12 protein-coding genes are annotated in these 11,944 nt (G+C 68.2%); 5 read left to right on the forward strand and 7 right to left on the reverse strand.

The genetic code is table 11. The annotated features are described in order from the left end of the window. Positions 1-18: 18 nt before the first annotated feature. Positions 19-1,275, reverse strand: coding sequence for a deoxyguanosinetriphosphate triphosphohydrolase (locus VET27_RS21105; protein ID WP_526521564.1), 1,257 nt, complete (start codon positions 1,273-1,275; stop codon positions 19-21). Positions 1,276-1,347: 72 nt separating this feature from the next. On the opposite strand from VET27_RS21105, the gene VET27_RS21110 reads away from it, so the two are divergent. Beyond that, positions 1,348-3,369, forward strand: a complete 2,022-nt coding sequence (locus tag VET27_RS21110) for a TPM domain-containing protein (protein WP_526521565.1) — start codon at positions 1,348-1,350, stop codon at positions 3,367-3,369. A 75-nt stretch (positions 3,370-3,444) separates the two neighbouring features. On the opposite strand, the gene VET27_RS21115 is transcribed toward VET27_RS21110, so the two are convergent. Continuing rightward, positions 3,445-4,332, reverse strand: coding sequence for a type IV toxin-antitoxin system AbiEi family antitoxin (locus VET27_RS21115; RefSeq protein ID WP_526521566.1), 888 nt, complete (start codon positions 4,330-4,332; stop codon positions 3,445-3,447). 162 nt (positions 4,333-4,494) lie between these two features. Next, positions 4,495-5,934 carry a glycine--tRNA ligase gene (locus VET27_RS21120; RefSeq protein ID WP_526521567.1) on the reverse strand — a complete coding sequence of 480 codons (1,440 nt, stop codon included), beginning with the start codon at positions 5,932-5,934 and terminating at the stop codon, positions 4,495-4,497. Between the two features lie 15 nt (positions 5,935-5,949). Here VET27_RS21120 and VET27_RS21125 point away from each other — a divergent pair, with 15 nt between their 5' ends. Next, complete coding sequence (locus VET27_RS21125; RefSeq protein WP_526521568.1) at positions 5,950-6,327, forward strand: ArsR/SmtB family transcription factor; 378 nt, start codon at positions 5,950-5,952, stop codon at positions 6,325-6,327. After that, positions 6,324-6,719, forward strand: a complete 396-nt coding sequence (locus VET27_RS21130) for a Fur family transcriptional regulator (protein ID WP_526521569.1) — start codon at positions 6,324-6,326, stop codon at positions 6,717-6,719. The genes VET27_RS21125 and VET27_RS21130 overlap by 4 nt, the downstream gene beginning before the upstream one ends. 3 nt (positions 6,720-6,722) lie before the next feature. Here the strand turns inward: VET27_RS21130 and VET27_RS21135 are convergent, their stop codons facing one another. Genes VET27_RS21135 through recO form a run of 3 tightly spaced genes read right to left on the reverse strand, consistent with a single transcriptional unit; the run spans position 6,723 to position 8,858 of the window. After that, positions 6,723-7,172, reverse strand: a complete 450-nt coding sequence (locus VET27_RS21135) for a hypothetical protein (protein WP_526521570.1) — start codon at positions 7,170-7,172, stop codon at positions 6,723-6,725. Further along, a complete protein-coding gene (locus VET27_RS21140; protein ID WP_526521571.1) occupies positions 7,172-8,068 on the reverse strand; it encodes a decaprenyl diphosphate synthase in 897 nt (298 codons plus the stop codon). The genes VET27_RS21135 and VET27_RS21140 overlap by 1 nt, the downstream gene beginning before the upstream one ends. Continuing rightward, positions 8,001-8,858 carry a DNA repair protein RecO gene (recO, locus tag VET27_RS21145; protein WP_526521572.1) on the reverse strand — a complete coding sequence of 286 codons (858 nt, stop codon included), beginning with the start codon at positions 8,856-8,858 and terminating at the stop codon, positions 8,001-8,003. Before recO ends, VET27_RS21140 begins: the two co-directional genes overlap by 68 nt. A gap of 64 nt (positions 8,859-8,922) precedes the next feature. On the opposite strand from recO, the gene VET27_RS21150 reads away from it, so the two are divergent. After that, complete coding sequence (locus tag VET27_RS21150; protein ID WP_526521573.1) at positions 8,923-10,383, forward strand: amidase; 1,461 nt, start codon at positions 8,923-8,925, stop codon at positions 10,381-10,383. Positions 10,384-10,509: 126 nt separating this feature from the next. Then, complete coding sequence (locus tag VET27_RS21155; RefSeq protein WP_526521601.1) at positions 10,510-10,929, forward strand: CAP domain-containing protein; 420 nt, start codon at positions 10,510-10,512, stop codon at positions 10,927-10,929. Positions 10,930-11,036: 107 nt separating this feature from the next. On the opposite strand, the gene era is transcribed toward VET27_RS21155, so the two are convergent. Beyond that, entirely contained in the window at positions 11,037-11,936 is a 900-nt protein-coding gene (gene era / locus VET27_RS21160; protein WP_526521602.1) for a GTPase Era, read from the reverse strand. Between the last annotated feature and the right edge of the window lie 8 nt (positions 11,937-11,944).

Genomic DNA, 11,944 nt, shown 5'->3' on the forward strand with positions numbered 1-11,944 from the left:
ACCCCGCCGCCCCGGTTCTCACACCGGTCCGAGACGCTCCACCCGCCCCTCGGTGTACGACGCGATCTGGTCGCGGATCACCCGCAGACGGGCCCCGTCGTCGGCCGCGGCGTTGAACTCCGGGACGAAGATCGGATCGAGGGTGGCAGGCGCCCTGGCCAACAGGAACCGGGCGACGGCGTGGATGCGTTCGCGTTGCCGCGCCTGCAGTTCCAGGTGTGGCGGGTCCGACATGATGAACTGCAGCGCGAGAATCTTGAGCAGGACGACCTCGGCCCGCACGGTCGCGGGGACCGACAGGTCGGCCCGATAGCGGACCAGCGGACCGGGGCCGGTCCGCTCCCGGGTGGCGGCGATGGCGGCCGACGCGAATCGCCCGACGAACTCACTGGTCAGCGTCTTCAACGCGACCGATGCGGCCAAGGTCCCGTCGTACTTGCCGACGGCGGCGACCACCGGAAGTGCCGACAGCCGCTCGGCCGCCGCGACCAGGTCGTCCGCGGCGAGCCCGCCGCCCATACCGCTGGCCTCACCGAGCCGGCCGAGCACGTCGACCGCGTCCTCGTCGGCGAGCACTCGCAGGTCGATGCGGCCGGAGACCACGCCGTCCTCGACGTCGTGCACCGAGTACGCCACGTCGTCGGCCCAGTCCATCACCTGGGCCTCCAGGCAGGGCTTGCCCTTGGGCGTTCCCTCGCGCACCCAGCTCGCCGCCACCACGTCGTCGGCGTAGAAGCCGAACTTGCCCTTCTCGGGGCCGCGGAACCACGGATACTTCGTCACCGCGTCCAGGGCGGCTCGAGTGAGGTTCAGTCCCGCGCTAACACCCTGTCCATCAAGGACTTTCGGCTCCATCTTCGTCAGGATCCTAAAGTTCTGGGCATTGCCCTCGAACCCGCCGAAGTCTCCTGCCAGCTCGTCGAGGGCCCGCTCGCCGTTGTGCCCGTAGGGCGGGTGGCCGATGTCGTGCGCCAGGCCCGCGAGGTCGACGAGGTCGGGGTCACACCCCAGCCCGACGGCCATTCCGCGGCCGATCTGGGCGACCTCCAACGAGTGCGTCAACCGCGTCCGCGGTGTCTCGCTCTGCCGCGGCCCGACGACCTGCGTCTTGTCGGCCAGCCGGCGAAAGGCGGCGCTGTGCAGGACCCTTGCGCGGTCGCGGGCGAAGTCGGTGCGGTGTTCGGTGTCGGTCCCCGGCAAGGCAGCACCCTTCGGCGCCTCGACCACCATGCGTTGCCGGTCGAAGTCGTCGTAGAGATCCTTGGAGTGCGCCACCGACGCACAGTCTGCCAGGACGCTCCGCCGGTCTCCGGTTCCCGTCGGGTCCGGCGCACTACATTGGCGGTCATGCGCATCGCACGGGCTGCCCGCCTCCTGAGCCTGCTTCTCGCGGTACTGACCGTGGGCGCACTGCTGGCGCCGAACCTCCCGATGGCCGGCGCCGTGCCCCCGTCTCGGCTGACCGACTACGTCACCGACGACGCGGGAGTGTTGGACGCCAGTGCCCTCAGCGACGTGAGTGGAGCCGTCGACGACCTCTACACCGCCCGCCGGGTTCGGCTGTGGGTGGTCTACGTCGACAGCTTCTCCGGCCAGACGGGAACGGCCTGGGCGCAAAGGGCCATGCAGATCAACAACTTTCAGCCCGACCAGGATGCGATCCTCGCGGTCGCCACCCAGGACCGCGACTACGCCCTGCTGGCGGGCACCGCGATCCTGAGCGACTCCGATCAGGCGAGTCTTCGCCGAAACGAGGTGGAACCGGCGTTGCGGCAAGGCGACTGGGCGGGTGCCGCGACCGCCGCTGCCACCGGGTTGAAGAACGACGGCACCTCGACCGGGAGCGTCTCCTGGGTCGGTGTCGTCATCTTCCTCGCGATCATCGCCCTGGCGGTCCTGGCGTTGGTGATGTGGCGCGGGCGCAGGCGACGCAAGCGCCGCGAGGCGGAGTTCGCCGCCGCGCAGCGGGTCGACCCGGCAGATCCCAACGCGCTGGCGTCGCTGTCCCCCGACGCACTCGACGACCTATCGAAGTCGGTCGTCGTCGAAGTCGACAATGCCGTACGCACCAGCGACAACGAGCTGACCTTGGCGGTCGAGGAGTTCGGCGAGAGAGACACCGCCCCCTTCGTCCAGGCCGTGTCAGGAGCGAAAACGGCGCTCGCGCAAGCGTTCAACGTCCGCCAGATCCTCGACGACACCGTCCCCGAGACGCCTGCGCAGCGCCGCGATCTGCTTACCCGCGTCATCGTGGCGGCCGCCAGGGCCGACGACGAACTCGAGGCGCAACGCGAGGCCTTCGGCAAGCTGCGCGACCTGATCATCAATGCGCCGGACCGACTGGACACCCTCACCCAGCAGATGGTCGACCTGACGGCGCGCATCGAACCCGCCGGGCAGACACTCGCGGCACTGCACTCGCAGTTCTCCGAGACCGCGTTGGCATCCGTGGCGGGCAACGTCGACACCGCCAAGCAGCGCTTGTCGTTCGCCGACCAGAACATCACCAAAGGCCGCGCGCTCGTCGCCAAGCCGGCGGGTAGCCAGGGCGGGCTCGTCGACGCGATCCGGGCAGCGGAATCCGCGTTGGGCCAGGCCCGCACCTTGCTCGACTCCGTCGACAGCGCGTCCACCGACATCAACCGGGCGGTGGCCGCGCTCCCGGCGGCGATCGCCGACATCCAGAACGGCATCAACGCCGCTGCCGCCCAACTCGCGCGGGGCAACGTCAGACGCGCTTCCGAGTTGACCACGGCGCGCGACGCAGCCGCGATGGCCGTCGCGCAGGCGCAGAACGCGGGTACCTCGAATCCGCTGGGCACGTTTACGCAGCTGACGCAGGCCGACGCGCAACTCGACCGGCTGCTGGCGGACATCGGTGACGAACTCGAGACAGCGGCACGCTTGAATCGAGCGTTCGATCAGGCACTGTTCAGCGCTCAGTCGCAGGTGCGTTCGGTGTCGGACTTCATCGACACCCGCCGCGGCAGCGTCGGACCCGAGGCGCGCACCCGGCTGGCGGAGGCCGTGCGTCAGCTGGAGGCCGCGCAGGCCCTCAAGTCGACCAACCTCTCGGAAGCCATCCAGCACGCCAACGGTGCCGCGATGCGGGCGGCGCAGGCTCAGTCCATGGCGAACGCCGACGTCACTGCGGCCCAGCGCCAGTACACCGGGCGCTACAGCGGCCCGGGTGGGTTCAGCGGCGGCGGCAACACCGGCGCCATCCTCGGCGGCATCCTCATCGGCAACATCCTGTCGGGCGCACTGCGCGGCGGGATCGGCGGCAGCGTCGGTGGCGGTGGCGGCTGGAGTCCAGGATCGTTCGGCGGCTCCGGCGGCGGCTGGGGCGGTGGCGGCGGCCGCTTCTAGCCCTCCCCCCTTTTCTGGCGCGAGCGTGCGTGTTTGCGGCCGACACGCCGCGTCGAGATCGGAGTTCACGCACGCTCACGCCACGCGCGAACTGGCGATCTCCCACTCGATTCGCCGCACCATGTCCCACGGCCGACGCCGGACGTCATCCGACACGATTGACGTCACCGACCAGTTCATCTCCTGCAGCGCCGCGCGCTTCTGTCTGTCTCGTCGCAGGCTTTCCGGGTCGCTGTGCCAATCGAATCCGTCGTATTCGACGGCCACCCGCTGATCCGGCCAGGCGAAGTCGAGCCGCCACAACCGCCCGCTCCGGTCGATCAACTCGTACTGCAGCTCAGGCATCGGCAGTCCTCCGTCGATCATGACCAGCCGCGCCTCACTCTCCATCGGCGACTCGGCCTCACCTGCGGCGAGCTCGATCAACTCGCGAACCTTCACGATTCCTCGCCGTCCGGTCTGGTTCGCGGCGGCCCGCAACAGGCCGCGGCGCTCGCAGGTGCCGCTGCGCAACGCCGCATCCAGAGTCGCCAACGCCCGGGGACGACGGAGCCCACGGGCCACCTCGACCGCGGTCCACGCCGGCGCCGTCGCAGGCCTGCCCTCGATCTCACTCAGCGGCGCTCCGTCGCGACGGTGCACGAATAGACCGTCGGAGTTTCGCAGTTGATGCCGGGCGGGATTCAACACGTGGAGGTCGTCGACGTCTTCGGTGTCGAAGCCGTGGGCCGCCCCCGCGGTGGACAGGCAGATGGCGACGGGTTCGCCTGCTCTGAGGTCGAGACCTCGCAGCCGGATGAGCGTGTCGATCTCGTCGTGGCTGTAGACCCCGGGCCACACCTTGAGCACGTCGCCGCGTTGGATCCTGGTGTCGAGTTGACTGCGGCTGAAGATCGTCAGCAGTTGGGCGGATGTCGCTACGCCACCTTGCCGTTCGAAGAGAACGTCGAGATCGTTTGGCACGCAGACGATCGTCGGTCACTTCGTGGCCTTCAGCGGGTGCCCGCACGGCATTTGGGGATGAACAAGCGACTGTGGACACCTCCGAGCGCTGAGCGTGCGCAAACTCGGATTGCGGCCCGGCATGTCGGCCGCAAACACGCACGCTCGCGCAGGAGGGGAGGGCTAGGTGCCCTTGAGACGCACCGCCAGGTAGTCCGAGACCGCGTCGATCGCCACGCGCTCCTGCGTCATCGCGTCGCGTTCACGGATCGTCACCGCGTGGTCTTCCAGCGAGTCGAAGTCCAGCGTCACGCAGTACGGCGTGCCGATCTCGTCCTGCCTGCGGTACCGCCGCCCGATAGCGCCCGCATCGTCGAACTCGACGTTCCACGACCTGCGAAGCTCTGCCGCGAGGTCCTTGGCCTTGGGCGACAGGTCGGCGTTGCGCGACAGCGGCAGCACCGCAGCCTTGACGGGTGCGAGCCGTGGGTCGAGCTTCAGCACGGTGCGCTTGTCGACGCCACCCTTGGCGTTGGGGGCCTCGTCTTCGTGGTAAGAGTCGACGAGGAAGGCCATCAACGACCGGGTCAGGCCGGCTGCGGGCTCGATGACGTACGGCGTGTACCGGGTCTCGGTCGCCTGGTCGTAGAACGACAGGTCCGTGCCGGAATGCTTTGAGTGCGTGGACAAGTCGAAGTCGGTCCGGTTGGCCACGCCTTCGAGCTCACCCCACGGGTTGCCTTGGAAGCCGAACTTGTACTCGATGTCGACCGTGCGGTCGGCGTAGTGCGACAGCTTCGCCTTCGGGTGCTCGTACAGCCGAAGGTTGTCGGCGTTGATGCCGAGGTCGACGTACCACTGCAGTCGGGTGTCGATCCAGTACTGGTGCCATTCCGCAGCGGTGGAGGGTTCGACGAAGAACTCCATCTCCATCTGCTCGAACTCCCGGGTGCGGAAGATGAAGTTGCCGGGAGTGATCTCGTTGCGAAAGCTCTTGCCGATCTGGCCAATTCCGAACGGCGGCTTGCGTCGCGACGTGGTCACGACGTTCGCGAAGTTGACGAAGATGCCCTGCGCCGTCTCCGGGCGTAGGTAGTGCATGCCCTCTTCGGTCTCGATCGGTCCGAGGTAGGTCTTCAGCATCATGTTGAAGTCGCGCGGCTCGGTCCACTGGCCCTTGGTGCCGCAGTCCGGACACACGATCTCCGTCATCGGCACGGCGTCGGGGTCGTCGAGACCCTTCTTGAGCGCGTACGCCTCCTGCATGTGGTCCTGCCGATGACGCTTGTGGCAGTTCAGGCACTCGACCAGCGGGTCGTTGAACACCTCGACGTGTCCGGAGGCCACCCACACCTCGCGCGGCAGGATGATCGCGCTGTCGAGGCCGACGACGTCGTCGCGCCCAGTGACCATCGACCGCCACCATTGCCGCTTGATGTTTTCCTTGAACTCGACGCCCAGTGGGCCGTAATCCCACGCCGACTTGGTGCCGCCGTAGATCTCACCGGATTGATAGACGAGGCCACGGCGTTTCGCGAGATTGGCAACGGTGTCGATGATGGAGGCCACGGGTGAACAGCGTAGCGGGCGACTGCCGCTCGATTGACATGCGTACAGCTGCATGTATTCTGGCGCATAATGAAAACGATTTCCAATGTGGCTGCGGAGGCACACGCCGACCACGCCCACGGTGGAGCCCCGGCCCACGAGGTGCCACCACGCCACGTGCTCGACACGGCCGGTGACCTCTTGCGAGCGCTGGCGGCCCCGGTCCGAATCGCGATCGTGCTCCAGCTTCGCGAATCGTCCCGATGCGTGCACGAACTCGTCGACGCGCTCGCCGTGCCACAGCCACTGGTGAGCCAGCACCTCCGCATTCTGAAGTCCGCAGGAGTCGTCGCCGGGGAGCGCACCGGGCGCGAAGTGCGCTACCGGCTGGTGGATCATCACCTCAGCGACATCGTGCTGGCAGCCATCGCCCACGCCGGCGAGTCCGCCGGGGACGAGTCACGATGAGCGGCACCGCGGTCCGCTCCACGCGGCAGCGCGTCGCCATCTCGGCGCTGCTGGAGAACGTGGACGAATTCCGCTCCGCCCAGGAACTTCACGACGAACTACGCCGCCGCGGCGAGGGCATCGGCCTGACCACCGTGTATCGCACGCTTCAGTCGATGGCGTCGGCCGGGCTGCTCGACACGCTGCGCACCGACACCGGCGAATCGGTCTACCGCCGGTGTTCGCAGCACCACCACCATCACCTGGTGTGCCGGGCCTGCGGCTCCACCGTCGAGGTGGAGGGCGGCGCGGCGGAGGCCTGGGCCACCGACGTCGCCGCCCAGCATGGTTTCTCCGACGTCAGCCACACCATCGAGATCTTCGGGGTGTGCGGTGACTGCACGGTCGGCTGATCGTCAGCCCGTTAGTGCGGTGCGCACGTCGGCGCCCGTGGTGAGCACGAGCAGGATCAACGTGCGCAACGCGGCCTCGGTGAGACCGGCGGCGGGAAAGTTGTAGCGCAGCATCACGTCTGCGACCTTCTTGACCGCGGACTTGCGCGTCGCCCTGCCCGACGAACCGTTGGCGGGCGCGGGTGGACCATCGGCCACCTTCTCGACGAGCGCCACGGTGCCGAGCATCGTCCGCCCCGCTTGCTCGGCGACGCGTTCGCGAATCTTGTTGTTCAGCGGCAGATCCCACGCCAGCGGTTGCGTGAGCGACACCATCTCGAGGCCCTCGGCGATGGTGACGACCCGCAGTGACGCCACCAGACCGTCCACAGTGACCGTGAGGGCACCGTCTGACTCCTCGACGAGCGTCGTCACCTCCGCCAGCGCGGAGGTCAGTCGCTCGAGAAGTGTCATCAGGCCCTACCGAAGCGACGGTTGCGGTTGACGTACTCCACGCACGCCGCCCACAGATCGCGACGGTCGTAGTCGGGCCAAAGCTTGTCCTGAAACACGTACTCGGCGTAGGCGGCCTGCCACAGCAGGAAGTTGCTGGCCCGCTGCTCCCCCGACGTCCGGATGAACAGGTCGACGTCGGGGATGTCGTCGCGGTGCAGGTGCTTGGCGAAGGTGGCCTCGCTGATTCGGCTCGGGTTGACCTTGCCGTCGACCGCGAGCTGGGCCAGCTCCTGGGCCGCCTCGACGATCTCGGTGCGCCCGCCGTAGTTGACGCAGTAGTTGATGGTGATGACGTCGTTGCCCACGGTCATCTTCTCGGCGATGTCGAATTCCTTGATGACGCTGCTCCACATGCGCGGCCGCGACCCGACCCACCGCATGCGCACGCCCATCGCATTGAGGTTCTCGCGGCGGCGGCGCACCACCTCGCGGTTGAAGCCCATCAGGAAGCGCACCTCTTCGGTACTGCGCTTCCAGTTCTCCGTGGAGAACGCGTACACGGTGAGGTGCTTGATGCCGAGCTCGATGGCGCCGCAGGTGATGTCGATCAGCACCGCCTCGCCCATCTTGTGGCCGTCGGTGCGGCCGAGGCCCCGCTGCGTAGCCCAGCGGCCGTTGCCGTCCATCACCACCGCGACGTGGCTGGGCACCTGGCCAGCCGGAATCAGCGGTGCCGACTCCTTCGACGTGTGCTGCGGAGGTCGCGAGAACCTCCCGTTGGTCCCGGGCGGCAGCTCGGGGAACACCACCGGCCAGGTGGACTTGTCCGGAAAGGTCGGATAGTCGTCAGGCGCCGGAGGCAGCTGGGGGTAGGTGTCCTTCTTCGCCCGCTGCCCATCCCGCTTCAACGCCATGCGCCTCATCCTGCCCGAACAGGGCGACTCGTCGTTCAGCGACCGTGCGATCAACCCGGTAGGCGCGCTCCACCAGCGGCAACGTCCGCAGTTGGCGCTCGAGGTGCCACTGCAGGTGCGCCGCCACCAGTCCGCTGGCCTGGCTGCGGTACGACGACGTGGACGCCTCCGCGGCGGGCCAGTCCCCGTCGTGCAGGGCGGACATCAGGTCCAGCACGCCCTGGGGCGGGGTCACCGAGCCGGACGGCCTGCAGTGCATGCACACACTGCCGCCCGCGGCGACGTGGAACGCGCGGTGCGGCCCCGGCGCCGCGCAGCGCGCGCACTCGGTGAGCGCGGGGGCCCACCCCGCAATTCCCATGGCCCGCAACAGGTATGCATCGAGTACCAGCTCACGCGGCCGGGTGCCGTCGGCTACGGCACGCAACGCCGCGACGGTGAGCCGGTGCAGGGCAGGTGACGGGGCGCGTTCCTCACCGGCCAGCCGCTCGGCCGTCTCCAGGACCGCGCACCCACAGGTATAGCGGCCGTATTCGCTGACGATGTCACTGGCGAACGCATCGATGGCCTGCACCTGCGTGACGACGTCGAGGTTGCGGCCCGGGTACAGCTGAACGTCGATGTGGGCGAACGGCTCGAGCCGCGCCCCGAACTTGCTCCGGGTACGACGCACGCCCTTGGCCACGGCACGGACCAACCCGTGCTCGAGGGTGAGCAGAGTCACGATCCGATCCGCCTCGCCGAGCTTGTGCTGGCGCAGCACGACAGCCCGATCCCGGTACAACCGCATCTGCCCAGTCTCCCACCTCGTACCGACCGCGCCGCGAAGGCACGTCCGGATATTCTCGTTTCAAATGGCAGACACCTCATCCAGCGGGTCGAGCAAGCGGCCCCCCGGCACCTCGCTACCCACTGTGACCCAGTTGCAGTACCGCCTTGCCAGCGGCAAGGTCACGTCTACCGAGTTGACTACGCGCTCACTTCGCGCGATCGAGGCCAGCCAGTCCACACTCAACGCCTTCCGCGTGGTGCTGACCGATCAGGCGTTGGCCGACGCGGCCGAAGCCGACCGCAAACACGCTGCGGGACAATACCTTCCGCTCCTGGGCATCCCGATTGCGGTCAAGGACGACGTCGACGTGGCGGGTGTTCCCACCCGGTTCGGCACGTCCGGTGAGGTTCCGGCGACGACGGCGGACGCCGAGGTGGTGCGCAGGCTCCGCGCGGCAGGCGCCGTGATCGTCGGCAAGACCAACACCTGCGAGCTGGGCCAGTGGCCGTTCACCAGCGGGCCGGCCTTCGGCCATACACGCAATCCCTGGTCAGCGGACCACACTCCGGGCGGCTCCTCGGGCGGGAGCGCAGCGGCGGTGGCCGCCGGGCTGGTGACCGCGGCCATCGGCTCGGACGGTGCGGGCAGCGTTCGCATTCCCGCGGCCTGGACCCATCTCGTCGGCATCAAACCCCAGCGTGGCCGGATCTCGACCTGGCCGCTGCCCGAGGCGTTCAACGGAATCACGGTCAATGGCGTGCTGGCCCGCACGGTCGCCGACGCGGCGCTGGTGCTCGACGCCGCCTCCGGCAACGCCGACGGGGACCTCCACCGGCCGCCGCCGGTGACGGTCTCCGAGTACGTCAGCCAGGCGCCGGGTCCGCTGACCGTAGCAATGTCGACGAAGTTTCCCTTCACGGGTTTCCGGGCCAAGCTCCATCCCGAGATCCTGGCCGCGATGGAGACGATGGCCGGACAGCTCGAGGAGCTCGGGCACACCGTGCGGCCGGCCGACCCCGACTACGGCCTGCGCACCTCCTGGAACTTCTTGTCCCGCTCGATGTCCGGGCTGCTGGACTGGGCTCACCGGCTCGGACCGGGCGTGACGTTCGACGAGCGCACCAGGAGCAACATGCGGATGGGGCGGTTGCTGTCCGAGAAGATCCTGCGCGACGCCCGCCGCCGCGAGGCGGAATCCCAGCGTCGCATCGGGTGGATCTTCAACCTCGCCGACGTGGTGCTAGCTCCGACGACGGCCCTTCCGCCGCCGCAGGTCCACGACTTCGACCGGCGCGGCGGACTGTCCACCGACCGCGCGATGATCCGCGCATGTCCCGTGACCTGGCCCTGGAACCTGCTCGGCTGGCCGTCGATCAACATTCCCGCCGGCTTCACCTCCGACGGCCTGCCGATCGGCGTTCAGCTCATGGGGCCTGCGAACAGCGAACCGTTGCTCATCTCGCTTGCCGCCGAACTCGAAGCGATCGGCAACTGGTCGAACGCACAGCCCGACCCGTGGTGGGAGGAATCCGGCGCCGAGTAACCGCTGATCGCGCACCGGGGGTGCGCAACCCGCGTAATGTCCAGCAACGTGACGATTTCTGACGCTGCGCGGTTCTGCGCACGGACGTTGCCGATATTGGCGGTCGCGGGTGGCGCTGTGGTCGCGATGCCCGCCGCGCACGCCGACAACAAGCGGCTCAACGACGGCGTCGTCGCCAATGTCTACACCATCCAGCTTCAGCACGGTTGCAGCGGCGACGTGAAGATCAACCCGCAACTGCGGCTGGCCGCGCAATGGCATGCCAACGACGTACTCAACAACCGCGCGCTCGACGGCGACGTCGGCTCGGACGGTTCGACGGTCCAGGACCGCGCCAACGCCGCGGGATTCAAGGGCATCGCATCGGAGACGGTGGCGATCAACCCGGCCCTGGCGATCAGCGGCATCGAGATCATGAACAACTGGTACTACCGCCCCGACTACATGGACATCATGTCCAACTGCGCCAACACGCAGATCGGCGTCTGGTCGGTGAACAGCCTGGACCGCTCGGTCGTCGTCGCGGTCTACGGCCAGCCCACCTGAGCGACCTTGGCGCGCACACCGCGTCATTCGTGAATCTCACGACGCGACACGCGCGTCAAGAGTCGCCGGTTTCACCCTGGCGGTGCCGGTCAGCCCCTACTGCCAGACTAGAAGCCCAGTCGGCCAAGCTGTTTCGGGTCCCGCTGCCAGTTCTTGGCGATCTTGACGCGGAGGTCGAGGTACACCTTGGTGCCGAGCAGCGTCTCGATCTGATGACGTGCCGCGGTGCCGACCTCTCGCAACCGGGCGCCGCCCTTGCCGATGACGATGCCCTTCTGCGAGTCCCGTTCGACGTAGAGGATCGCGTGCACGTCGATGAGGTCGTCGCGACCTTCTCGCGGTTCCACCTCGTCGATCACCACGGCCAGTGAGTGCGGCAGCTCGTCACGTACCCCCTCGAGCGCGGCCTCGCGGATCAGCTCGGCCATCAGGACTTCCTCGGGCTCGTCGGTCAGCTCCCCGTCGGGATAGAAGGCCGGGCCCGGAGGCAGCTGGGCAGCCAACACGTCGGTGAGCAGGTCGACCTGCTCTCCGGTGGTGGCCGATACGGGCACGATCTCGGCGGTGCCACCGGTGAGCTCGCTGGCGGCCATCAGCTGCGCGGCGACCTTCTCCTTGGAGACCTTGTCGATCTTGGTCACGACGACGATGAGCGTGGTGCGTGGTGCGACCGCACGGATCTGCTCGTAGATCCACCGGTCGCCGGGCCCGATGGCCTCGTCGGCGGGGATGCACAGCCCGATGACGTCGACCTCGGAGTAGGTGGCCTTGACCAGTTCGTTGAGCCGCTCGCCCAGCAGCGTCCGGGGCCGGTGCAGCCCGGGGGTGTCGACGAGGATGATCTGGAAGTTCTCGCGGTGCACGATGCCGCGGATGGTGTGGCGGGTGGTCTGCGGACGGTTCGACGTAATCGCCACCTTCGCCCCGACGAGGGCGTTGGTGAGCGTGGACTTGCCGGTGTTCGGTCTGCCGACGAAGCAGACGAAGCCAGAGCGGTATTCGGCCACCTCGGCGC

The organism is Mycobacterium sp. (assembly GCF_035633495.1).
GTDB lineage: Bacteria > Actinomycetota > Actinomycetes > Mycobacteriales > Mycobacteriaceae > Mycobacterium.